25 protein-coding genes are annotated in these 23,814 nt (G+C 53.4%); 15 read left to right on the forward strand and 10 right to left on the reverse strand.

The genetic code is table 11. The annotated features are described in order from the left end of the window. Positions 1-14: 14 nt before the first annotated feature. Positions 15-1,193 (forward strand): F420-0:Gamma-glutamyl ligase, encoded by a 1,179-nt coding sequence (locus tag KV190_RS09205; protein ID WP_460192986.1) that lies wholly within the window; start codon positions 15-17, stop codon positions 1,191-1,193. On the opposite strand, the gene aqpZ is transcribed toward KV190_RS09205, so the two are convergent. The 5 genes from aqpZ to tyrS form a co-directional block, all read right to left on the reverse strand. Further along, positions 1,190-1,945 carry an aquaporin Z gene (gene aqpZ / locus KV190_RS09210; protein ID WP_460192987.1) on the reverse strand — a complete coding sequence of 252 codons (756 nt, stop codon included), beginning with the start codon at positions 1,943-1,945 and terminating at the stop codon, positions 1,190-1,192. The genes KV190_RS09205 and aqpZ overlap by 4 nt on opposite strands. A 213-nt stretch (positions 1,946-2,158) precedes the next feature. Further along, positions 2,159-2,881, reverse strand: coding sequence for a cytochrome c biogenesis protein CcdA (locus tag KV190_RS09215; protein ID WP_460192988.1), 723 nt, complete (start codon positions 2,879-2,881; stop codon positions 2,159-2,161). A gap of 4 nt (positions 2,882-2,885) precedes the next feature. Next, complete coding sequence (locus KV190_RS09220) at positions 2,886-5,624, reverse strand: M16 family metallopeptidase (RefSeq protein ID WP_460192989.1); 2,739 nt, start codon at positions 5,622-5,624, stop codon at positions 2,886-2,888. Between the two features lie 8 nt (positions 5,625-5,632). Continuing rightward, positions 5,633-5,941: a hypothetical protein gene (locus tag KV190_RS09225; protein ID WP_460192990.1), complete on the reverse strand. Its 309-nt coding sequence runs from the start codon at positions 5,939-5,941 to the stop codon at positions 5,633-5,635. Positions 5,942-6,008: 67 nt separating this feature from the next. After that, positions 6,009-7,235 carry a tyrosine--tRNA ligase gene (tyrS, locus tag KV190_RS09230; protein ID WP_460195262.1) on the reverse strand — a complete coding sequence of 409 codons (1,227 nt, stop codon included), beginning with the start codon at positions 7,233-7,235 and terminating at the stop codon, positions 6,009-6,011. Positions 7,236-7,410: 175 nt separating this feature from the next. Between tyrS and KV190_RS09235 the strand changes: the two genes are divergently transcribed. The 8 genes from KV190_RS09235 to gap all read left to right on the forward strand — a co-directional run bounded on the left by KV190_RS09235 (position 7,411) and on the right by gap (position 16,714). Beyond that, positions 7,411-9,342, forward strand: coding sequence for a transglycosylase domain-containing protein (locus tag KV190_RS09235; RefSeq protein WP_460192991.1), 1,932 nt, complete (start codon positions 7,411-7,413; stop codon positions 9,340-9,342). Positions 9,343-9,537: 195 nt separating this feature from the next. Further along, positions 9,538-10,059, forward strand: coding sequence for a transcriptional repressor (locus tag KV190_RS09240; protein WP_181494752.1), 522 nt, complete (start codon positions 9,538-9,540; stop codon positions 10,057-10,059). 3 nt (positions 10,060-10,062) lie between these two features. Next, the gene (locus KV190_RS09245; RefSeq protein ID WP_460192992.1) at positions 10,063-10,599 is read left to right on the forward strand and encodes a DUF2808 domain-containing protein; all 537 of its coding nucleotides are present in this window, start codon (positions 10,063-10,065) and stop codon (positions 10,597-10,599) included. Position 10,600: 1 nt separating this feature from the next. Continuing rightward, positions 10,601-11,500, forward strand: coding sequence for a S66 peptidase family protein (locus KV190_RS09250; protein ID WP_460192994.1), 900 nt, complete (start codon positions 10,601-10,603; stop codon positions 11,498-11,500). A 43-nt stretch (positions 11,501-11,543) separates the two neighbouring features. After that, positions 11,544-13,637, forward strand: a complete 2,094-nt coding sequence (locus KV190_RS09255; protein ID WP_460192996.1) for a protein kinase domain-containing protein — start codon at positions 11,544-11,546, stop codon at positions 13,635-13,637. Positions 13,638-13,732: 95 nt separating this feature from the next. Further along, entirely contained in the window at positions 13,733-15,280 is a 1,548-nt protein-coding gene (locus KV190_RS09260) for an NAD(P)H-quinone oxidoreductase subunit N (RefSeq protein ID WP_460192998.1), read from the forward strand. Positions 15,281-15,332: 52 nt separating this feature from the next. Then, the gene (locus tag KV190_RS09265) at positions 15,333-15,668 is read left to right on the forward strand and encodes a rhodanese-like domain-containing protein (protein ID WP_460193000.1); all 336 of its coding nucleotides are present in this window, start codon (positions 15,333-15,335) and stop codon (positions 15,666-15,668) included. 23 nt (positions 15,669-15,691) lie between these two features. Next, the gene (gap, locus tag KV190_RS09270) at positions 15,692-16,714 is read left to right on the forward strand and encodes a type I glyceraldehyde-3-phosphate dehydrogenase (protein ID WP_460193002.1); all 1,023 of its coding nucleotides are present in this window, start codon (positions 15,692-15,694) and stop codon (positions 16,712-16,714) included. Here the strand turns inward: gap and KV190_RS09275 are convergent. Next, a complete protein-coding gene (locus KV190_RS09275) occupies positions 16,711-17,346 on the reverse strand; it encodes a lysophospholipid acyltransferase family protein (protein ID WP_460193004.1) in 636 nt (211 codons plus the stop codon). The genes gap and KV190_RS09275 overlap by 4 nt on opposite strands. Beyond that, positions 17,343-18,233 carry an ACP S-malonyltransferase gene (gene fabD / locus KV190_RS09280; RefSeq protein ID WP_460193005.1) on the reverse strand — a complete coding sequence of 297 codons (891 nt, stop codon included), beginning with the start codon at positions 18,231-18,233 and terminating at the stop codon, positions 17,343-17,345. Before fabD ends, KV190_RS09275 begins: the two co-directional genes overlap by 4 nt. Before the next feature lie 106 nt (positions 18,234-18,339). Between fabD and rpsP the strand changes: the two genes are divergently transcribed. Genes rpsP through KV190_RS09300 form a run of 4 tightly spaced genes read left to right on the forward strand, consistent with a single transcriptional unit; the run spans position 18,340 to position 20,157 of the window. Beyond that, positions 18,340-18,591 carry a 30S ribosomal protein S16 gene (gene rpsP / locus KV190_RS09285; protein WP_149819178.1) on the forward strand — a complete coding sequence of 84 codons (252 nt, stop codon included), beginning with the start codon at positions 18,340-18,342 and terminating at the stop codon, positions 18,589-18,591. Positions 18,592-18,594: 3 nt separating this feature from the next. Next, positions 18,595-18,948 (forward strand): KH domain-containing protein, encoded by a 354-nt coding sequence (locus KV190_RS09290; protein ID WP_181494762.1) that lies wholly within the window; start codon positions 18,595-18,597, stop codon positions 18,946-18,948. A gap of 3 nt (positions 18,949-18,951) precedes the next feature. Beyond that, on the forward strand, positions 18,952-19,125 hold the full coding sequence (gene rpsU, locus KV190_RS09295; protein WP_015126245.1) for a 30S ribosomal protein S21: 174 nt from the start codon (positions 18,952-18,954) through the stop codon (positions 19,123-19,125). Between the two features lie 9 nt (positions 19,126-19,134). Next, complete coding sequence (locus KV190_RS09300; protein ID WP_460193007.1) at positions 19,135-20,157, forward strand: PhoH family protein; 1,023 nt, start codon at positions 19,135-19,137, stop codon at positions 20,155-20,157. Here KV190_RS09300 and KV190_RS09305 read toward each other — a convergent pair. Continuing rightward, positions 20,102-20,824 (reverse strand): superoxide dismutase, encoded by a 723-nt coding sequence (locus tag KV190_RS09305; RefSeq protein ID WP_460193008.1) that lies wholly within the window; start codon positions 20,822-20,824, stop codon positions 20,102-20,104. The two genes, KV190_RS09300 and KV190_RS09305, sit on opposite strands and share 56 nt — an antisense overlap. A gap of 46 nt (positions 20,825-20,870) precedes the next feature. Further along, the gene (locus KV190_RS09310; RefSeq protein WP_460193010.1) at positions 20,871-21,152 is read right to left on the reverse strand and encodes a hypothetical protein; all 282 of its coding nucleotides are present in this window, start codon (positions 21,150-21,152) and stop codon (positions 20,871-20,873) included. A gap of 233 nt (positions 21,153-21,385) precedes the next feature. Between KV190_RS09310 and KV190_RS09315 the strand changes: the two genes are divergently transcribed. Next, positions 21,386-22,132, forward strand: a complete 747-nt coding sequence (locus KV190_RS09315) for a hypothetical protein (protein WP_460193011.1) — start codon at positions 21,386-21,388, stop codon at positions 22,130-22,132. 231 nt (positions 22,133-22,363) lie between these two features. Here the strand turns inward: KV190_RS09315 and KV190_RS09320 are convergent, their stop codons facing one another. After that, on the reverse strand, positions 22,364-22,549 hold the full coding sequence (locus KV190_RS09320; protein WP_024125509.1) for an NblA/ycf18 family protein: 186 nt from the start codon (positions 22,547-22,549) through the stop codon (positions 22,364-22,366). Between the two features lie 204 nt (positions 22,550-22,753). Between KV190_RS09320 and lpxD the strand changes: the two genes are divergently transcribed. Beyond that, positions 22,754-23,776, forward strand: a complete 1,023-nt coding sequence (gene lpxD / locus KV190_RS09325; RefSeq protein ID WP_460193013.1) for a UDP-3-O-(3-hydroxymyristoyl)glucosamine N-acyltransferase — start codon at positions 22,754-22,756, stop codon at positions 23,774-23,776. Positions 23,777-23,814 lie beyond the last annotated feature (38 nt).

Raw genomic sequence — 23,814 nt, forward strand, 5'->3', positions numbered from 1 at the left:
GTACAGGACAGGTGATGATTGCAACAGTTATCGGCATAGGGGCAGCCGCCCTAGGATTCCTAGCCCTCTTGGTGGCGATCGCTTTGGAAGGGCGGTATCGCCAGCGGCCAGCCCATCCCCTTGAAGTGATCCGTGCCACTTGGAATCTGGAAATCTATGAGCCAACCCACTACCGTTTTGTTGGGCTATTGGGACTGAGCAACCCTCATCGTGGCCTTGAGGTGATGGTGCCAGATTTACGCGCCGAGGTGGTGCTATTGTCCGATGGCCGTGTCGATATGATTCAGACGGATGTGCAGGTCATCCCCCGCCACCCGGAGCCAGAGTTTCCCCCCCGTGCCGATGGCTATTGGTTTGCCTATATCGTCAAGTCCACAAAGCAAACGAATGTCGAGATTTGTGTGGATGTGCAGGGAATGGGTGTCAGCGAGGTCAAGGCCGCTTGGGTCAAGATTCACTACATTGCCTATGGCCCCCATGGCCGCTTCCCGAAAACCCACCATGAATTTATCCCCCTCAAGTTTCCAGCCAAGGGAGATACAGGTGTGTGGCGACAGGCGCAAGGGTGTCAGGTACTCTCCATTCGCACCCATTTACTGACGCCGTTGGATATTCCCCTAGAGGTGCTCAATCGCTACGTGATGCCCCATGCCCAAGCAGGCGATATTGTCGCTATTGGCGAAACCCCCATTGCCATTATTCAAGGCCGCCTCAAGGATCCGGCCCAACTGCGCCCCGGCTGGGTAGCAACGCGGGTGTGCCAGTTCTTCTTGCCGACTTCCAGTTTGGCAACGGCCTGTGGCATGCAAGCCTTAGTCGAAGAAGTGGGCGAGCTACGGGTACTCTTGGCCTTTTTGGGGGGGGCGATCGCCAAAGTCTTTGGCCACAAAGGCGGCTTTTATCAATTGGCTGGGGAACAAGCCCGCCTCATTGACGATGTGACAGGTACCCTGCCCCCCTACGATCAATTTATTGTCATGGGACCCGCCAACCCCCAAGCGGTTGTGGATGACCTTGCCGCAAAAACGGGTTTGGGCATCGCCATTGTGGATGTCAATGATTTAGGTGCTGTCAAAGTTCTTGCTGCCAGCAAGGGGGTCTCGAGCCAATTACTGACCGCTGCCCTGAAGAAAAATCCTGCGGGCAATGCCGATGAGCAGACCCCCATTGTGCTGATTCGTCCCCAAGCTTAAGCGTTTTCAGCGTTTTCGCTACTCGGAGCCTCAAACACGTTCAAATAAACGTATCCGGCAGCGATCGCCCCGGCAATGGGAGCCAACCAAAACAGCCAAAGCTGAGCCATCAATTCAGAACCAGCAAAAATGGCCACCCCTGTACTACGGGCGGGGTTGACCGAGGTATTGGTGACGGGAATGCTAATCAGGTGAATGAGTGTCAAGCACCAACCAATGGGAATAGGAGCAAAGCCTTTGGGTGCTCGCTTGTCAGTGGCACCAAGAATCACTAGAAGAAAGATAAACGTCATCACCACCTCTGTGATCAAAGCAGCCACTAGACCATAACCACCCGGGGAATGCTCGCCAAAGCCATTAGTGGCGAGGGGATTGGAACCACTCAAAGTAAACCCCGGACGGCCACTAGCAATCACATACAGCACGCCACCGGCCACAATTCCGCCAATTACTTGGGCAACAATGTAGGGCAATAAATCAGAACTACGAAACCGTTTGCCAGCCCATAGCCCAAAGGAAACTGCTGGATTGATGTGACAGCCGGATATATGGCCAATCCCATAGGCCATCGTCAACAGTGTCAAACCGAAGGCGATCGACACTCCTAAAAAACCTAAACCAAAGAAGTTTGAATTTTGATCAGGTTGGGCTGTGTAGGGAAAGGCCGCTGCAAGGACAGCACTACCGCACCCTCCAAGCACTAACCAAAAAGTGCCTATAAACTCTGCAATACAACGTTTTATCAAAGACATTATCTAAACCTCAATTTGATTCTTAGAATGACAGCCTATGAGAAAGGAGCTGTGCTCCTAAAAGTATATTGTTTGATGCTCAAAGAGTTGGTACAGTGGTGTGCCTCCGCAAGAGTGGAGACAGAGTTTGGGAAAATTGCCGAGCTGAGAGGATATTTTTGTCCAGAGGTGCTTGCATTGCTAGCTAACGGAAAATCCGAAGACCCTCGATCGCTAGAGCCGAATGGCCAAAGCAATGACCCCAAAGGCAATGAGTAGCACGCCACTCAAGGTCGTGATCCAACTCGACCACTGCCGCAGAGCCAGCAGCTTTTGCAGCGCACCACTAAAAGTCCCCACCACGATCAAGGGCACAACATAGCCCGTGGTGTAGGCCAAGAGCAAACCTGCCCCCACTAGAAGCTTTTGGGTTGTTGCTACCCACGCCAAGAGTGTTGCCAAGACAGGGGTACTACAGGGTGCTGCCACCAAGCCAAAGGTGGCCCCTAGGGTATAGGCCTGTAAGCCCGCAGGGACGCGATCCGGTAGTTCCTCTAGGAAGCGACTGCGGGGAAATGTCAACGGTAGGGCATTAAGCAAGTTTAAGCCCATGAGAATCGCCACCACACTGACAATAATCGTCAGCCCCCAGCCCACTTGACCATAAATGCGACCCGCAACGGCAGCCACCATGCCCAGAACCGTTAGCGTGCTAGCAAGCCCCAGCGCAAACCAAAGAGATTGACGGACGACGGAGCCATTTTGCTTTGTGGCGTAGCCAGCAATATAACCAATCGTAATCGGCAGCATCGAGAGGGTACAGGGCGTCAAACTGGTGAGGAGTCCCGCGAGAAAGACAATACCGACACTGATCACGGTCAGATCACTCAGTTGACCCGTCACCCATTGGTTGGCCCACTGTTCCAGTTGGTAGAGTCCTAGGCTAAGGCTGGCCATCGTCTTAGGGGTTAAAGGAAACGGTTGGACCGGCAGTGACAATTACGAGGTGGTCTGGATCAATGAGGTCTCGCAGCGTTTGATTCACCTGATCCAATGTGACGCTCTTCAGGCGATCGCTAAACTGTTGCAATTCCTCTGGCGGTAAGCCCACACTGGCATTTCCCAACAGCGTCCGTGCCACCACATCCACATTGGCCAACTCCACAATGTAGGTATTGCTGAGGCTGCGCTTGGCCGCATCCAATTCGGCAGCAGTGAATCCTTGGCGGCGTGCCTCCCGCAGGAGTTGCAGCGTGGCTTGAATCGCCTTAGCGGTATCTTCGGGAGCCGTTTGCAGTTGGATGATAAAAGGCCCTGCCTGCCGACTGGCACTAAAGAAGCTATAGATGCCGTAGGTCAAGCCTTGGCGATCGCGAATCTCGGTGCCCAAGCGACTGGCCAGCGTGTCTCCCCCCAAGATGTGATTCATCAGCATCGCTGCGTAGAAGCGAGGATCGCGGCGATCGATCCCCGGCGCCCCCAGATAGGTCATCGCTTGGCTTTTACCGGCAATCACCGCATTCTTAAAGAGGGTTTGCTCGGGCGGCGAAACCGCAGGAAAGGTTAGGGATAGGGGATCCGTTTGGGGTTGCCAAGAGCCAAAAATTTCATTGAGGCGCGATCGCACCTCCACTGGGTCAAAATCTCCCACGAGGGTCAAAATCGTGTGATCTGGCGTATAGGCGGCACGATAAAAGTTCAACAGGTCTTGGCGTTGAATCGCCTGTACAGATTCAGGGGTGGCAAAGGGATGCAGGGGATGATTGGCGGGATAGAGGGTTTCTTGCAGCACACGGCGTCCCCAGCGCACAGGATCATCCGCCTCAAGACTCAGGGCCGTGAGATAGCGTTGTTGGCTGAGCTTAAACTCCGCTTCTGGGAAGGTGGCTTCTTGAAGGACTTCACCAAGGGTTTGCAACAGCGTCGGCAGTTCACTGGCCAAGGCATAGCCCTCAATATCCACGCCATCACGGAAGGCACTGAATTCTAGGCTAATGCCGCGATCCTCAAGGGTTTGTGCCAGTGTCAGGGCATTTTTGCGCCGCGTGCCATTGAGCAGATTGGCAGCAGTGAGGTTGGCCACCCCCGGTTGCGTCAGCAGATCGTAGGCCGTCCCCGCATCAATGCGCCCCGCCAGCGTAATCGTTGGTGTACTGCGATCCACCAATAAGAGCACCCGCAGGCCATTTTTCAGGGTGAAGGTTTCCACCCCGTTTTTTTTGACCTCAGGGGCAGCCTGCCCACTCCCTTGGGGTAAATAGGCGGCAATGGTTTGCGGATCCACTGGCTCACCGACAAGATTATGGGCGGTGGTTTGGGCACCCGGCCGACCTGCCAGCTCGACATCGGCAAATTCACTGGGAATAAATTCCCCCACAATCCAGCGATCGCGCCCAAAGTAGGTTTGCACCACTCGTTGAACATCCGCAGCCGTGACCTTTTCAATGGCCGCAAGGTGGCGATCGCTAAAGCGGTAATCTCCCGTCAGCGTTTCATCATTGGCCAGTTGACTGGCTTGGGCATCAATGTCGCGATTGCGGAGAATAAAATTGGCCTTAAGCTGCTGTTTGGCACGTTGCAATTCACCTGCGGTGAGGGGACGCTGCGCGAGTTGGTTGAGAATCTGGCCAATGGTTTGCTCAATGGTCTCAAGGGATTGCTCCGGGGCCGCGATCGCTCCAATCTCAAACCAGCCCCCCTCCTGTAACGCTGCCACATAGGAGTAGGCCGAACTGGCTTGACCGGTTTCCATCAATTCCTGATACAAGTACGAACTGCGTCCGCCACTGAGGAGCATATCCAGCACATCCAAAGCCGCCTGATCTGGATGGGTCATCGCTGGAATCGGTACCAACATCTGTAATAGCGGCGCACTCCCCGGTTCTGTCAGGCGAATTCGCTGGGCTTGACCTGCCGTTGGTGGCGGTAATGAAGGAGACTTCAGGGGGTCGGTTGGCCGAGGAATCTGCCCAAAGGTGTTCTTGACTAGTTCCAGTGCCCTTGGCGGACGGACATCGCCAGCAATGACCACAACCGCATTATCGGGGCGATAGTACTGGTGATAAAAACTTTTCACCGCTGGCAGCGTAAACTGCTCCACATCACTGGCCGTTCCTCCCACTGGCAAACCGTAGGGATGATGGGGATAGAGGGCTGCCATTACGGCACGACTGAGGCGATATTCAGGGCTATTTTCATAGCCTTGCAGCTCCGAGATCACCACTCGCTTTTCACTCTCAAGGGCATCGGGGGTCATCAGGGTATTGCGCAGGCGATCCGCCTCGAGAATCAGCAGTGGCTCCAGTTGGTCAGCCCGCACTGTGTGGTGGTAGGCGGTCATATCGTAGCTGGTAAAGGCATTGGAAGAACTGCCAAGGGCATAAAACAACTGACCAAACTGTACGGGACGGCTCTTGGTGCCCTTAAACATCAAATGCTCTAGTTGGTGGGCAATCCCGTTTTCTCCCTTGGGTTCATGGCGAGAACCCACACGATACCACACCTGCAAACTGACGACGGGTGCGGTGGGAATCTCTTTGATCAGCACCGTGAGGCCATTGTCTAAAACCGTTTTGGTCACACCACTACCGAGTCCTTCTACCGTGTGCAGGGGAAAAATCACAGCCAAACTGTTACTCAAGAGCATCAAGCCAATAAATAAGAAGATTTTAACGAATCGTGGAACCAGCCCTAGGGTCATCGTTGCAGTTAATTCCCTTGGTGGGCGATCGCGCTCACAAGTGCTGTAATCGCCGGGGAAAGACTCGACAGAACCACTACTGATGCCGCCGCAATAATAATCGTTGTTGCCATCCGCACCATGGCATCAGTTCCCCGTTGATAGACCTCAAACTTGTACTCTTGATTTTTCACCTGAGTGGCTAACTCACTCACATCACTTTGCAGCTTGTGTAGGTCAGTCTGAAGATTAGTGACATCTGCTTGCAGTTTCTCCACATCTGTGCGCAATGCTTGCAACTCACTGAGTACCTTGGCTTGAAATTCCTGCTCACTCATCTGCGCTCTCCCCTGAACGTTCTATCTCTATCTTGAATGAATCTTGGCAGAGAAGGTGAAAAAGCACCTAGGGCACAAAGCGCAGGAATTTTTTCTTGCCCACTTGCAGCACTTGGTTGACATAGGGTTCCGGTGCGGTGAGGGTAAAGTCCACATCGGTAATTTTTTCACTGTTGAGGCGGACGCCACCCCCTTGGATTTGCCGCCGTGCTTCGCTGCTACTGGGGCAGAGCTTGGTATGACTGAGTACATAGGTCAGCTTCACAGGAAACTGAAACTCCCCAAGGGAATACTCTGGAATTGATCCCGCCTGTGCTGTTTGCCCTTGGGTGACGATCGCGGCGAGTTCCGCTTGGGTTTGCAGGGCGAGATCGCGGCCATGATATTGACTCACGACTTCTAGGGCCAAGGCTTTCTGGCGATCGCGGGGATTGGTGGGCAAACTGTCCAAGGGCAAATCCGTGAGCAACTCAATGTATTGGTTCACCAAGGCATCGGGAATTTTTTCGAGCTTGGAGTACATACTGGCTGCCGACTCCGTAAGCGCCACATAGTTGCCAAGGGACTTGGACATTTTCTGTACCCCATCGGTGCCCACTAGGATCGGCATCAATAGGCCAAACTGCACCGTGGGCAAGCGAAAGTGCCGCTGTAAATCGCGACCGACAGCAATATTGAACTTTTGATCCGTCCCCCCCAACTCGACATCTGCGGCCACTGCCACTGAATCATAGCCCTGCATCAATGGATAGAGAAACTCATGGAGAAAAATGGGCGTTTCGTTGGCGTAGCGTTCGGCAAACCCCTCCTTGGCCAGCATTTGGCTGACAGTCATCGTTCCCAGTAGCTCGAGAATTTTGCGCAAATCCAGTTTGGCGAGCCACTCCGAGTTGTAGCGGATTTCTAAGCGGCCGGGGGTCTCAAAATCCAAAATAGGCTTCACCTGTTCAAGGTAGGTTTGCACATTGGCTGCTACCTCCTCAGGGGTGAGTTGTTTGCGCACCTCCGACTTTCCTGTGGGATCGCCAATTTGAGCCGTAAAGTCACCAATAATCAGCACGGCACAGTGCCCCGCATCCTGAAACTGGCGTAACTTGCGTAGGACAATGCTATGACCGAGGTGAATTTCACTGCCCGTAGGGTCAATGCCAAACTTAATTCGCAGTGGGCGCTCCGTTTGCCGCAAATAGGCCCAGAGATTTTCTTCGGGTTTGGTGGAATCAGGGACATGGGGAAACGTTTCGACAACGCCGCGCTGTAACCGTGCAATTGTGGCCTCAAGGTCTGAAGACATCACTTGATTGGGCATTGGATTGGGCATTTGATTTGGGTGAGGACATTTTCTGGTCTAGGATGGCTATGATAGCAATCAATTGCGATCGCGCGGCAATTTTGCCATCCCTTACTTTTATCCCAATAAAAAAATCATATACGAAGTAAAAAATAATTGGCGTGAGGAAGCGACTGTCGTGTCCACTACTACCCTTGGCAAACACCCCTCCCAAACCCGCCCCCAAGATGAAAACTTCTGGCGTGGGGTACTGCGAATTGCCAACCGCACCTTTCTTGTCGGGATGACCTTTGGTTGTGCGGCGATCGGGGGTGGCCTGCTGGGCTTGGCCATTAGCTTTCGGAATCTGCCGGATGTGCGATCGCTGCGGGGCTACATTCCCAGTGAAACGACGCACATTTACGATGCCAAGGGCACCCTCCTTGTCAGCCTTCACGATGAAGAAAACCGCGAAGTCGTTCCCCTCAGCGAAATTTCACCCAATTTGAAGCTGGCTGTGATGGCGATCGAAGACAGTAGCTTCTACCAGCATCGCGGTATTAATCCCATTGGTATTTCCCGTGCCTTGATGGTCAACCTCACCTCGGGGCGTACCGTACAGGGTGGCTCTACCCTGACGATGCAATTGGTGAAAAATCTCTTTTTATCTCAAGATCGCTCCATCAGCCGTAAAGTGGCTGAGGCTGTTCTGGCGATGCGCCTCGAGCAGATCTTCAGCAAAGACGAAATTTTGGAGATGTACCTCAATCAGGTCTATTGGGGACACAATACCTACGGCGTACAAACCGCAGCCCAAAGCTACTTCAAAAAAAATGCCGCTGATCTCACGCTTGCCGAAGCCGCCATGATGGCTGGCATTATTCAAGCACCAGAGGCCTATAGCCCCTTTGTGGATTTTGACCTCGCCAAGGAACGACAGCAATTGGTGCTGGATCGGATGGTGGAATTGGATTGGATTACCCCCCAAGAGGCGGCTGCCGCTGCCCAAGAACCGATCAAGCTGGGGGAAATTACCTCCTTCCAGCGCAGTCGTAGCCCTTGGATTACGGATGCTGTCTTGCAGGAGTTGACCCGCCAATTTGGTCGTGAAGCGGTCATCCGTGGGGGAATGCGGGTACAAAGTAGCCTTGATGTCAAGGTGCAAAAAATGGCCGAAGAGGCAATCCAACGCGGCTATCAAACCCTACGGGGCAGTGGTGTGCGCGCCGATCAGTTGGCCTTGGCGGCGGTGGATCCACGAACGCACTATGTCAAAGCGCTTGTGGGCGGTGTGGACTACAACCGCAGTCAGTTTAATCGCGCCACCCAAGCGATGCGTCAGCCGGGGTCTGCCTTTAAGCCCTTTGTCTTTTATGCTGCCTATGCCAGTGGCAAATACACGCCCGATTCTGGAATTAACGACTCACCCGTTAGGTATCGCGATGGCAGTGGGTGGTATGTGCCGCGAAATTACGATGGCTCCTTTATGGGTGGGATGTCCATGCGCATGGCTTTGGCCACATCCCGCAATATTCCTGCGATTGTGCTTGGCCAAGAGGTGGGCATTGAGCGCGTGATTGAAATTTGCCGTACCCTTGGCATTACCAGTCCCATGCTTCCTGTCGTCTCCTTGCCTTTGGGGGCTGTGGATCTCACGCCCTTGGAAATGGCCGCTGCCTATGCCACATTTGCTAACAATGGCTGGCAATCCCCCACCACGACGATTATTCAAGTCACCGATAACAATGGCAATTTGCTCTTGGATCACACACCGCGCCCTAAACTCGTGCTTGATCCTTGGGCCGCTGCCGCCCTAAACAATACGATGCAGAGTGTGATCACCAGTGGGACAGGGACAGCAGCCAACATTGGCCGACCCGCCGCAGGGAAAACAGGTACTACCTCTTCGGAGCGGGATATTTGGTTTGTTGGTTATGTGCCGCAACTCGCAGCGGCTGTTTGGGCAGGGAATGACAACTATGCGCCCTTGGGGCAGGGAGCAACGGGGGGTGGCTTTATGGCACCCATTTGGCGGGATTTCATGAGTCAAGCGCTCAAGGATGTGCCCGTCGAAGACTTTACCCCGATGTCAAAATTCCAGCGACCCAAGCCGCAACGGCAAACAAATTAAAAATTGGTTTTTGAACTGGGTTCTAGACTATTCAACCCATTGATGATTGCTTGGATTCTGCTTAGGCGTTGCAACTGATTTGCAGAAAGTTCAGTAAAACTATTGTAATTATTCTCAATAAGTTGCGGTTGTTGCAAATGACACTTGTTGTCGGCTATCATGCAAACCAATATCGGCAGATCAAGCGAATCTCCTATGCCACTTTATACAGCAGCAGCCTTAAAGGCAGAACTGAATGAGAAGGGCTGGCGGTTGACGCCACAGCGAGAAACCATTCTCAATATTTTCCAGAATCTGCCTAAGGGCAATCACCTGAGCGCTGAAGACCTGCACCATGAGTTGCGCAAACAGGGACACTCCATTAGTTTATCCACCGTTTATCGCACTGTGAAGTTGATGTCACGGATGGGTATTCTGCGGGAGTTGGAACTGGCTGAGGGACACAAGCACTACGAACTCAATACAATGTCTCCGCACCACCATCACCACATGGTGTGTGTGCAATGTAACCGCACGACCGAGTTTGATAATGACTCTATTCTCAAGCAGGCCTTGAAGCAAACGGAGAAGTATGGTCTGCAACTGATTGATTGCCAACTGACGATCTATACCATTTGTCCAGAGGCGTTGCGGCGCGGTTACCCCGGCCTGCCGGAAAACTGGGTCTGTAGTAGCGCGATCGCCCACGGCACAGAACCCCCCTCGCGGGGTAAATAAGGCATGGGACGGCTCCTAGCGATCGCCCTTGTTGGCATAGCTGCTTTGACCCCTCAGAGCCTCGGGGTTGAGTTTCCTGATGGTCGGGTGGCCTTTGATCAGCCGCCCATTTTTATTGAAGCCAATACCCGCTATCCTCAAGTGTGGCTGACGAATACCACCTACAACTTCATTGTGCAGATACCAACTACCGCAGGCGAACCCCTGGCTCGTCTTGACATTCAGCAACTGCCCGGCATTGAGACGATTTACTTTTTGCCCCAACGTACCCGTGCCTTTATCGGCGATCGCTCCCGCCAGTCGATTCCCTTGGGCGAGGTGACCTTTGATGGCAATTCAGCGCTGCTCACAGTGACCTTTGATCCCCCTGTGCCACCGGGGTCGTACCTGCGGGTTGAGGTTGCTCCTGTGCGCAATCCCCAATGGGATGGGACGTATCTTTTTGCTGTGACCGCCTTTCCTCGGGGGGGCGATCGCGCCATGGGTCAAAATATCGGCACGGGGCGCTTGCAGTTTTACCGCAATTCTAATTTTTTCTAACGTGACCGTCTTTGCAACATTACCGCCGCCGCTTCAGCCGGGCGATCGCCTTGCCGTCGCCTTTCCCAGTGGTGTCCTCCGCCAAAGGGAACCTTTTTGGCAGGGAGTGGCCTGTTGGCAAGCCCAGGGTTATGAGGTGATTGTCGATGAAGCTGCCTTTACAGGCTGGGGCTACCTTGCGGGTTCCGATCAACAGCGGCGCGATCGCCTGCGGCACTTATTGCAAGATGATTCTATTAAGGGCATTCTCTGCGGGCGGGGTGGATTTGGGGCGACTCGTCTGTTGGAGCAGTGGCAGTGGCCAGCGGTGTCGCCGAAATGGCTGATTGGTTTTTCGGATATTACGGCTCTGCTGTGGAGCTATGCTGCCCAAGGGGTGGCCGGTGTCCATGGCCCAGTACTCACCACGCTAGCGGCAGAACCTCTTTGGAGTCAGCAGCGGCTTTTTGATCTGGTGCGGGGCAAACCCCTAGAGCCGCTCTCCGGAACCGGTTGGGGGGGCGGTGTGGTGCAGGGTCGTCTCTTGGCGGGGAATTTAACAGTTGCGACGCATCTACTGGGAACGCCTGATTGCCCAGCTTTTGAGAATGTGATCTTGGCCCTAGAGGATGTGGGTGAAGCCCCCTATCGCATTGACCGCCTGTTGACGCAGTGGCGCCGCAGTGGTCTGTTGCATCAGATTAAGGGGATTGCTCTCGGGCGTTTTAGTCGCTGTGAGGATGCCACCACCCAACCCAATTTTCGCGTGATTGAGGTTTTGGGCGATCGCTTGGGGGATTTGGGGATTCCCATTGTCAGTGACTTGCCCTTTGGCCATGAGGGGGTCAATGCTGCATTACCCGTGGGGGTGGCGGCTGAGCTAGATGGAGATCGCGGCTCTTTGCGGGTATTGATGCGATAGATTGCTAGAACAAGAGTTGCTCAATCAAGCCAATCAGCGAATAATGACCAACTTCAGACTGTTGCAAAATCGCTACCAAACAACGGCGGTTTTGTCCGAGTGCGGTGGGTTTGGCATCACTTACCGTGCCGTGGATAAACTGTGTTTTGATCAACCTTGCGTTGTCAAGCAGCTTCGCATGACAGAGGTGGATCAACAGACACTGCCGATTTTGCGGCAAATGTTTGAAATTGAAGCACTACAACTGCATCGCTTGGGCAGTCATCCCCAAATTCCCGCCCTCTATGCCCATTTTGAGGAAGATCAAAATTTCTTTATTGTTCAGGAATTCATTGATGGCACACCCTTGAGCGCAGAAATTCGTGAAGGTGAACCTTGGTCTTCAGGACAGGTGCGGCAACTGTTGCTTGAAATCCTACAGCCGCTCAAAGCTGTTCACGACCAACAGGTGATTCACCGTGACCTCAAGCCGGATAACTTGCTCCGCCGCCATAGCGATCGCCAGATTGTGATTATTGACTTTGGGGCTGTCAAAGAACTGCCGGCAACGGAAGTATTAACCAACGGTCGCACCCGTGTCTCGCGAATTATTGGTACTCCTGCCTATATGCCGGTGGAACAATTTGCCGGTCGGCCAAAGTTTGCTAGCGATATTTACGCCGTGGGGATCATTGCCCTGCAAGCCCTCACAGGATGTGCCCCCGATGACTTGGTTTACCATACCAAAGACGGTGAATTGGATTGGCGATCACAGTTAAAAAGCTCGGTTGATGAAACATTGGCCAGTATTTTGGATCGGATGGTCTGCTATGACTATCGCGATCGCTTTCAATCGGTTGCTGAGGTGCTTGAAGCCTTAGATGCCAATAAACCAGCGATTAACTTGCCCTCCCAGCCACTCTCACCCGCGCTGCAAACTATTGTCCGACAAGAGGTGGCCTCCTACCTCAATCCGAATAGGCACGCCGCTTTTACAAAGTGTCTGGGGCAACAACAGCTTCCAGCCAAGGTCTTGGCAGAACTCTTGATGACGACTGAATCCATGTGGAATTTGTGCGCTCAAGCCAACAATTCCTTGGTTTTGGATGAGCTATACCAACTCGGTGAAGGCCTATGGCAACAACTGCTGCACCTCAATGCCGATCCAGATTTAGCTCAGGACTTTTTAGAGGCTGTCCTTCTACCCCTACTCCATTGTCGGGGATGCCTTCAGTATGAAGATTCTTCGTGGTCGCCCCATGTGCGGCTACAGGTCAGCGGCATTCCCAGAAGCGTCCTGTTTAGTCCGAGTGGTGAACTCATTGCGGCGGGTTTGGGATTGCCACCCACCTTTTGGTTGCAAAGTCAATATCTGATGACCCTAGGGCAATTTGGCAATGATATTCGTACCCTTGCTCTTAGCCACGACGGTCAATGGCTCGCAATTGCTTTAGAGCAGGCTCAACTCAAAGTATGGCACCGTTTGAGCGATCGCCAGATTCCCTTACGAGGGCAAACCGCCCCGATCACTTGCCTTGCCTTTCATCCTCACTTGCCCCTCATTGCCAGTGGTGGGCAGGATCGAGCATTGCGGTTGTGGCACGTGGAAGAGCAAGCTCAAATTGGTTTACTGAGCTTTGAAAGTCATATCTGCGCCCTTGCTTGGAGTCCCGATGGTCACTGGTTAGCCTGTGGTCTCAACAATGGCACCATTCGGCTGGTGGATGCTGCAACGCCAAAGCCATGGGCTACCCTTGGACAGCAGCGCTATGGTTATCCCGTCCAATCTCTAGTCTTCGCACTTCAGGGCGGCTTATTGATCAGTGGGGGGCACGATGGCTGTATGCGCATCTGGCAGGTACCCCAGCAACGGGAAGTCTTTTGTCAGCAGTTAATGGCTCCCATTGAGGCGGTCGTTCTTTCAGCAGATCAGTCATTGCTAGCGTCTGGCAGTGAAGCCGGAACATTGCGCCTATGGTATTGGCAAGACCAAGGTCAAGGTCTTTTGTCCTTTGCTCGCATTCCCAATCAACGCCTCGGGGCAATTACCAGCTTAGCCATGCACCCTAGGGGCAAACAAATTGCTGCTGCCCATGCCAGTGGCCTGATTCAAATTTGGGAACCGGATCCGCAAGTCAGCGAGATTGGTAAAAACTAATCCCACTCATAAGTAGAAGCCGATCGCTGGCAAACAGTGAAATGAAAATCTGAATGATAAGATATGGGGGATTCCATCAAGGCGCGTAAAGAGTTATGGATTTGGTGACACTGGCCGGACAGCTTAATGCAGGCACCATTTTGCCGGAAACCATTGTGATTGTGACGCTGCTCGTCGTCCTCTTAGCAGATTTGATTCAGGGACGCCAAGCCGATCGCTGGACCCCCTACTTTGCCATTGTTGGTTTAGGGGGAGCGATCGCCACGATGATTCCCCTGTGGACTCAGCCCGACACCGTCAGTTTTTTTGGCAGCTTTATTTCCGATCACCTCAGCCTCTTCTTCCGGGGACTCATTGCCCTTTCAGCCTTGGGCACGATTCTCATGTCCATTCGCTATGTTGAGCAAACGGGCAGTTCCCTCGGCGAATTTATGACGATTCTGTTGACGGCCACGGTGGGGGGCATGTTCATTGCCGGCGCCCAAGAACTGGTGTTTATCTTTGTGGCGCTAGAGACTTTGAGTATTGCCTCCTATTTGCTCACCGGCTACACCAAGCGCGATAGCCGCTCCAACGAAGCCGCCTTGAAATATCTCCTGATTGGTGCGGCCAGTTCTGCCATTTTCCTCTATGGCTCATCACTGTTGTATGGCCTCTCCGGTGGGCACACCCAATTACCAGAAATTGCCCAAGCGCTCTCGGCGGAGTCCTTGGGTCTGGTGGTGGCCTTGGTGTTTGTCATTGCCGGCATTAGTTTCAAAATTTCGGCGGTGCCCTTTCACCAATGGACGCCGGATGTTTATGAGGGTGCCCCTACGCCTGTGGTTGCGTTTCTCTCCGTTGGCTCCAAAGCGGCTGGGTTTGCCCTTGCCATTCGCTTTTTGACCTTGGCCTTCCCCAGTGTCACCGATCAATGGCAACTCATCTTTACGGTGCTGGCGATCCTGAGCATGATTCTCGGCAATGTGGTTGCCCTTGCCCAAACCAGTATGAAACGGATGCTGGCCTACTCCTCCATTGGCCAAGCGGGCTTTGTGATGATTGGTTTTGTCGTTGGCACTGAGGCAGGCTATGCCAGTATGCTCTTTTACCTGCTGGTGTACCTCTTCATGAACCTTGGTGCCTTTACCTGTGTCATTCTCTTTTCTCTGCGCACCGGTACCGATCAAATTAGTGAGTATGCCGGCCTCTATCAAAAAGACCCCCTGCTTACCCTTGGCCTGAGCCTCTGTCTGCTTTCCTTGGGCGGCATTCCTCCCTTGGCTGGCTTCTTTGGTAAGATTTACCTCTTCTGGGCGGGCTGGCAAGCGGGTGCCTATGGTCTGGTGCTGCTGGGTTTATTAACGAGTGTGATCTCGATTTACTACTACATCCGCGTCGTCAAGATGATGGTGGTCAAGGAACCCCAAGAAATGTCGCCAGCCGTGCAAAACTACCCAGAGGTGTCTTGGTCAAGCTTTGGTATGCGTCCTTTGCAGGTGGGTTTAGTGATGACGGTGATTGCCACCTCCTTAGCGGGTATCTTGGCCAATCCCCTCTTTAACTTGGTGAATACGGCAGTACTGGATGTGCCCCAAGTGGCTGATCAACCAACGGTGATTGAGGTGGCCTACCAAAGCCTACCGCCGGCAGGTGAATCTTAAGGATGATTTCAATACGATCCCCGATCTATCCCCCTAGAATCAAGGGGAAACCATGCTAGGACAAATCACAGTGGTGGAATTGGCGCAACGCCTAGCCACAGAGGCGGATACCTTGCAACTCATTGATGTGCGGGAACCAGAGGAGTGGGCGATCGTCCATCTTCCTCACTTTACGCCTTTGCCCTTGAGTGCGTTTCCCCAATGGTCGCCCCAAATTTGCCAGCTCTTTGATCCAGATCGGGAAACCTTGGTCCTCTGCCACCACGGTGTGCGATCGGCGCAAATGGGTCACTGGTTGATTCAGCAGGGATTCCGTAATGTGAAGAACATTGTCGGTGGGATTGATGCCTATGCTGCGGCAGTGGATCCAACCCTACCCCGTTATTAGTTGATTGCCTTGGGAGAGTTTTCATGACCTTGAAAGTCGGTATTAATGGCTTTGGCCGCATTGGCCGCTTGGTGCTACGGGCAGGTCTTGCCTACGACAATATTCAGTTTGTCGGCATTAACGATCTCGTGCCTGCGGATAACCTTGCCTACCTCTTTAAGTACGATTCCACCCACGGCATTTATCCCGGAACCGTCAAGGCCACGGCAGAGGGCATCGAAATTGATGGCAAGTTCATTCCTTGTACGGCCATTCGCAATCCCGCAGAACTGCCTTGGGGATCGGTTGGCGCCGACTATATCGTTGAGTCCACTGGCTTATTTACGGGCTATGAGGGGGCAGCTCAGCATTTACAAGCGGGTGCCAAGCGGGTGGTGATTTCAGCCCCCACCAAGGATGCCGATAAGGTGAAAACAATTGTCGTCGGTGTTAATGATGCGGCCTTTGATCCAGCGGTGGATGTGATTGTCTCCAATGCCAGTTGCACCACAAATTGCTTGGCACCGGTGGCGAAGGTACTCCATCAAACCTTTGGGCTGGCTGAGGGGTTAATGACCACAGTGCACTCTGTCACTGCAACCCAACCGACGGTGGATGGCCCCAGTAAGAAGGATTGGCGCGGCGGCCGGGGTGCTGGCCAAAATATTATTCCCGCCTCTACCGGCGCTGCTAAAGCAGTGACACTGGTGTTGCCGGAACTCAAGGGCAAGTTGACCGGGATGGCCTTTCGCGTTCCTACGCCCGATGTGTCAGTGGTGGATTTGACCTTCAAAACGGAGAAGGCCACGAGCTATGACGAGATTTGCGCGGCAATGAAGGCAGCGGCTGAGGGAGACCTCAAGGGGATTCTCGGCTATACCGAAGAGGCCGTTGTCTCCAGTGATTTTATTGGTGATGGCCGCTCCAGTATCTTTGATGCCACAGCGGGGATCCAACTCAATGCCAATTTCTTTAAGGTGGTGGCCTGGTACGACAATGAGTGGGGCTATTCCTGCCGTGTGGTGGATCTCCTCAAATTGATGGCGACTAAGGATGGTCTGCTCTAGCGACCCAAGTCATGGAGACGGTGGATCACGTCGCAGCAGTGCTGAGTGACCGCTTCTAGGGCAGCGCGATCGCCCGAAGCTGGCGGCGGAATCGGAGCACCAATGCGCACCGTAATCGGAACCGGTCGGGGAAATGTCCCTTTCTTGAGAATCTCCTGTGTCCCCCAAAGACAAACCGGTAAGAGGGGGGCTTGGGCTTTGGCGGCAATTAGTGCTGCCCCTAGTTTTGGGTCATTAATACGGCCATCCTTGGTGCGGGTGCCCTCCAAAAAGACCCCCACCGCCCAACCCTGTTCTAGGGCTTTGAGGGCGGCCTGCAATGCGCGGCGATCGCCGGCTCCCCGCTTCACAGGATAGGCACCATACCACCGAATCAATGTCCGAAAAATGGGAATCTGGAACAATTCCTCCTTAGCCATCCAAGCCACTGGTCGGCGCACACAGTTGGAAATCAGGGGCGGATCAAAGTAGCTGGCATGATTGGCCACTACCACCAGTGGTCCTCGCAGCGGTACCTGATGGGCACCATAGATGCGCCCCCTAAAATAGGTGTGCAGGAGTGGACTCACCACTGACCATTTGAAAAGATGGTAGAGGAGCAGGCTGATCAGCGGCTCGCGATCGCGACTCACCCAAGGCTCTCCAAACTAGCGATCGTGGCAATGCTCGTAACGGTGATCTCGGGGGTCGTGCGTTTAACCAAGCCGGCCAGTACGTTGCCGGGGCCAATTTCAAGGGCTTGGGTCACCCCCGCTGCCGCAAGGGCATGACAGGTGTCCACCCACCGCACCGAGCCGGTCATCTGCGATCGCAACCGTGCCTTGATCACCGCTGCATCCGTGGTTGGTTCAGGTTCGACATTGTTCAAGACGGGAAAGATCGCCTCGTGGAAGGTGCACTCCTCCAGCAGCGTGGCAAACGTGGCTGCGGCCTCCGCCATAAAGGGGGAATGAAAAGCCCCGCTCACATTCAAGGGAACGGCTCGCTTCACTTTAATTTTGCCTAGCACCGCGTCCACCGCTGCCGGCAGCCCCGAAATCACCACCTGCCCCGGATGGTTATCATTGGCCAGAACCACATCGGGCGTGCTGGCGATCGCCTCTTGCAACTGCTCGCGGTCAAAGCCAATCAAGGCCACCATCTTGCCCCCCCCAGCGGCATTCATCAGTTCGGCTCGCCGCTGCACTAACTTCAGTCCTGTTGTAAAGTCAAAAACCTCCGCCGCATAGAGGGCAACATATTCGCCGAGACTATGCCCCGCGACAAAATCTGCCTTTGCCCCCCGTTCCTTGAGGGCATCCACCAGCAAGCTCTCCACCAGAAACAAACTGGGCTGGGTATAGAGGGTTTGATCTAAGTTACCGATACGACCTGCACAGCAGTCAATGACCGACCACCCCAAAATAGCCGCTGCCTGTGCGCACCGCTCCTTGGCTGGGGGATAGGCCGTCAGCAAATCCGCCATCATTTCTGGATGTTGCGACCCTTGGCCGGGAAATAACCATGCTGTCTTTGTCATCGGCAGTGCTCAACTCGAACCGCAATCTACTTTACCCGATTTGGGATGTCCGTTATACTAGAAAATTGTCGATAAAAACCTGCCCCTTTTATCTCCATAGGCTGACATGATTAAACTGCGTCTCAAACGCTACGGCAAAAAACGGAACGCCACCTATCGGATTGTGGCCATGAATAATACGGATCGCCGCGATGGGCGTGCCCTTGAAGAACTGGGCTTCTATGATCCGATCCGTGATGAAGTGCGCCTCAAGGAAGAGGCTATCAAGCGGCGTTTGGCGCAGGGCGCACAACCCACAGATACCGTGCGGCGGCTGTTTGTCAAAGCGAATCTTCTCCCCGAAACTGCCAAAAAATAGGCAATGACTGAGTCGGCTGCCCCCAACTACGCTGCCTTGATTCGCTTCCTGTTAGAACCCTTTATGGAAGCACCGGAAACCCTGCGGCTGCATGCGGAGTTTTCCCCTGCCAATTCTCGCATTTGGGTACGCCTTGCCTTTGCTGGCGAGGATAAGGGTCGCGTCTATGGCCGTGGCGGTCGCAATCTCCATGCCATTCGAGCGGTTCTACAGGCTGCTGCCCAAGCCGCCGGTCAGCAGGTTTACTTAGATGTCTATGACGATGCCAAAAGTACGCCTAAAATAGATCATCAAGGGAGCGATCGCCCTCGGCGCTCCCGTCGTCGTTCTTATCCATCATCAAGGAGGCAAAGTTAGCGCGTGTCTGAAGTGCGTTTAGGTGAAAACGAATCCATTGAGTCCGCTCTACGGCGATTCAAGAAAAAAATCCAAAAAGCGGGCATTCTTTCGGAAGTCAAACGGCGTGAACGTTACGAAAAACCCAGCCTACGCCGCAAACGCAAACAGGAGGCCGCCCGCAAGCGCAATCGCTAAGCCTTGGGTATGACCACGAGGGAAAGCCTCACGATTGACCTCCACAGCACTGAGAGTGCGATCGCCCTTGTCGGTGAGCAAGAAGCCAACCTGCGCATCTTTGCCGCCCAAACAGGGGCGACCCTTGTTTTAAGGGGACGGGATCTCTACATCACTGGCACCCCTGCTCAAATCCAACTCTGCCAACAACTGATTCAAGACCTCGGTACCCTCTGGCGCGAGGGGCGTCCTGTGTCCGGGGTAGATATTCTCACTGTCCGCCATGCCTACGATACCCAACAGCGGGAAGCCCTCCAAGAGCTGCAACAGGATATTCTGGCTCGCACCCGTCGCGGCGACATTATTCGTGCCAAAACCTTTCGCCAGCGCCAGTACATTCAAGCGATTCGCAGCCACACACTCACCTTTGGCATTGGGCCAGCGGGCACCGGCAAAACCTTCTTGGCTACCGTTCTAGCCGTCCAAGCGCTACTGTCGGGTACCTATGAGCGGTTGATTTTGACACGGCCGGCAGTGGAAGCGGGGGAGCGGCTCGGCTTTTTGCCGGGAGATTTACAGCAAAAAATTGATCCCTATTTGCGCCCCCTCTACGATGCCCTCTACGAACTAGTGGAGCCGGAGAAAATTAGTAACCTGATGGAGCGGGGGGTGATTGAAGTGGCGCCCTTGGCTTATATGCGAGGGCGTACCCTCAACAATGCCTTTGTCATCCTCGATGAGGCACAGAACACCACCCCTGCCCAGATGAAAATGGTCTTGACCCGCATTGGTTTCAACTCCTGCTTGGTGGTGACGGGAGACTTGACGCAAACCGACCTACCAGAACATCAAACCTCCGGGCTCAGTGTGGCTACGCAAATTCTCGAAGATGTCGAAGGGATCGCGTTTTGTTATCTAACCAAGGGGGATGTGATTCGCCATCCCCTTGTCGAGCGAATTATTGATGCCTACGATCGCCATGAGCAGGCACTCCTAACTAAGCCAAAAGAGCGCGCGTCTGGGCGTAGCGATCGCTCAGCCAAGGCCAATTAACCACCTGCCACCAAGCCTCTAGGTACTGATCGCGACGGTTGCGATAGGTCAGGTAGTAGGCATGTTCCCACAAATCATTGCCCAAGATCGGCACTTGCCCTTGCATCAACGGCGAATCTTGGTTCAGCGTAGTGGTAATGGCCAGATTTCCTTGGGGTGTCAGCACAAGCCAGACCCAGCCACTGCCAAAGTGCTTTAGACCCGCCTGCTGAAACTGGGTTTGAAACTCTGAGAACGAGCCAAAGGTGGTTGCAATTGCTGTGGCCAAGTCCCCCGTGGGTTGACCGCCACCATTCGGTGCCATACTTTGCCAAAAGAGGGAATGGTTGGCATGACCGCCACCGTGGTTGCGTACGGTCTGTTGGATGGCGGTGGGTAGTTGGCGAATGTGGCGCAGTAAATCCTCAATGGGTAGCCCCTGCCATTGACGGTAGGGTGTCAGTGCCTTGTTCAATGTCTTCACATAGGCCGCATGGTGTTTGTCGTGGTGTAGCTGCATCGTCTCCGCATCAATCACTGGCTCTAAGGCATCGTAGCCGTAGGGCAAAGGCGGCAGCGTATAAATTTCTGACGGCTCCCCTTCAGCCATGGCTGAGCGCGATCGCAACCATAGTGTAGCGGCACTGCCGACGAGGAGGCCGAGGGTTTGACGACGGGTTAAGGGCATAGCGAGTACGTGAAATGTTCCTGCTAATAATCTAAGCCCCTCAGGATTATTCTTGGCGCAGCAGGAGTTGTTGGGCTTGGCTAGGGGTTAGGAGTTGGCCATCCACTTCAATTTGCAGCACCTTGTCAGGAGATGGTTGCAGCGTCGTACTCGCCTCGCGGCGGTCTTTAGAACGCCACTGATTTTGCCAAAGGCGGTTCATTTCCGAGGATTCAAAGCCAGTGGTTGGGGAAATGGGATTAAAGATTGGGGGTAGGGGAGTCGCCAACGTGGCTAAGGGATAACATATCCCCAGCAACACCACGCTCAGGAGCAGTGAACGAGTCATAAATGAATACCTCTTAGGAGCGATCGCAAATAATTTTTACAGTAGTCTTCTTTTAACTGCTTGTTTTTTTCACCAAGGTCAGCCCTCACTCTTATTATATCCTCTGGGACTAAAGTCCTTTTTGGGTTTTGTCCCCTCGCACTGAGGCGTTGAGGCTACCAAGCTTCTCTATTGTTTCCTAAGTTATGATGGTAGGGCGTACACACCAGTTTGTTGGCAATTATCAATCAAGAATGACACAGGCATACACCCCTGAAGATGTTTGGCGATTATTGGCAGAGCTAGTGGAGGCTCAAAAGGAAACAGAACGCCGATTTCAGGAAACGGATCGGCTTTTTCAAGAGACTGAACGGCGATTTCAAGAAACAGATCGGCGATTTCAAGAGACTGACCGGCGTTTTCAAGAGCTTGAACAGCGATTTCAGGAAACGGCTCAACGTTTTCAAGAAACAGATCGGCTTTTTCAGCAGACTGAACGGCAATTTCAAGAAACAGATCGGCGGTTCCAAGAGACTGAACGCTTATTGCGAGAAGAAGCACGGCAGCTCAACCAACAAATTGGCAAACTGGGCAATCGCCTTGGGGAGTTTGTGGAGTGGCAAGTACGCCCAGCCGTGTTGCGCTTATTTCAGAGTCGGGGAATTGCTGTTTCTCAACTCTACAGCGATGTGATTCTTCAAGACGGCAACGAGAGTTTAGAAATTGATCTGTTGGTGGTCAATACGGATGAAGCCGTTCTCGTCGAAGTGAAAACAAAACTCAGCCAAGGGGATGTTGATGAACATTTAGAGCGGATTGCGAAATTTCGCCGTCTAGCTCACCAGTATCGTGGCACCAAACTCTTGGGCGCTGTGGCGGGGATGATTGTGCCGCCTGATGTGGCTCGCTATGCTTATCGGCAAGGCTTGTTTGTGTTGGCGCAGTCGGGGGATGGGGTGACAATTCTCAACGACCCGCAGTTTCAGCCCCGTGCGTGGTAGGGCACTGAAAAATGAGAAAAGGGCTGTCAATCTGAAACGCGGTTGATGAATGAGATTTCAGAAAACTCACAAAAAACTTAGAAAAAAGTGATGGGCGTGATTCGCCGATACAAAGCTTTTTCCAGTGTGAAGACTCTTGGGCAGAAAAATTGTGGTGCAGCCCCATATCCCCTACTTGATTCGACGGAGGAAGCAAGGTGGAGAAAGAGGTCCGTCCCACACATTTGTGACCTAGGCAGCGCGTTTGACCAAGGAGCGAATGACGTTGTCTTTCATCATCAGTAGGCGAGAGGCTTGCAACAGTAGCTCACGAGCTTCCTGAAGGCTCATGGCACTCACTTGCTCCTCCATCACCCGCATTTGAAACTCCTGTTCAAAGCTGAGGTCAACATTCAGTTCGGGGAAGCGTTGCTCCATAGAACGTACTCCTTGCTCCATGTTATCGGGCATACGTGTTAAAAAATATAACAAACGCATTGACAAAGTTGCCACTCAATGGATATCACCCGTGCAAAGGATAAAATGTTCAGCATGAACGATTTCACTAAATTCTTGATCGGTTTCATAAACGAGACCTGATAGACTGAGCTAAAACTCAAGTTCGATGATGAGGACGGCAAGATGCGGTTGGCAGACGTAGCTGAACGGTTTGGGGCAACCCTCGACTGTCCAGAGCAGGGCGATCGCCCAGTGTTGGGGGTAGCCCCCTTAGAAACAGCAACAGCCACGGATATCTCTTTTCTGGCCAATCCGAAGTACACCGCTCTATTGCAGACCACGGAAGCGGCTGCTGTGTTTGTCTGTCCCGATTTTCAAGGGGAAGCAGCCTGTCCCCTGCTGCGGGTGCCCCATCCCTACCTTGCCTTTGCCAAATGTATTGAATGGTTTTATCCGCAACCCAAACCCTCCGCCAAAATTCACCCGACAGCAATTCTGGGAGCCGATGTGGTCTTGGGAGCTGAGGTGACCATTGGTGCCTATACCGTGATTGGCGATCGCGTGCGCATTGGCGATCGCACAGTGATTGATAGTCATTGCACACTCTACGATGATGTGGTGATTGGCGCCGATTGCCGTATCTATAGCCACTGTGCCCTGCGGGAGCGGGTACAATTGGGCGATCGCGTCATCCTGCAAAATAGTGTTGTCCTCGGCGGTGATGGCTTTGGCTATGTCCCCCTGCCCGATGGTCGTCACTATAAAATTCCCCAAGTGGGCACCGTGGTCATTGGCAATGATGTCGAAATTGGTGCTGGCACAACGATTGATCGCGCCACTCTCGGGGAGACCACTGTGGCGAATGGTACGAAAATTGACAACCTGACGATGGTGGCTCACAACTGCACTATTGGTGAAAATGCAATTCTCTGTGCTCAAGTGGGCTTAGCGGGTTCGACCCATATTGGTAATCATGTCGTTCTTGCGGGACAGGTGGGGGCAGCCGGTCATTTGACCATTGGCGATCGCACCATTGTCTCCGCCAAATCCGGCATCAGTAGCTCTGTCCCGCAAGATAGCCGCATGGGGGGGATTCCAGCCATGGATCAAACCCTCTACCTCAAGGTCTCAGCGGCCGTGAAGCAATTGCCAGATCTCCTCAAGCGAGTGCGCCAATTGGAAGCAAAGGTAGGGGAATCAGCATAGATACGCGAGCCAGCCTCTATAGTGGAATTAAGGTCTAG

It is taken from the genome of Thermosynechococcus sp. FA-CM-4201, from assembly GCF_054689355.1.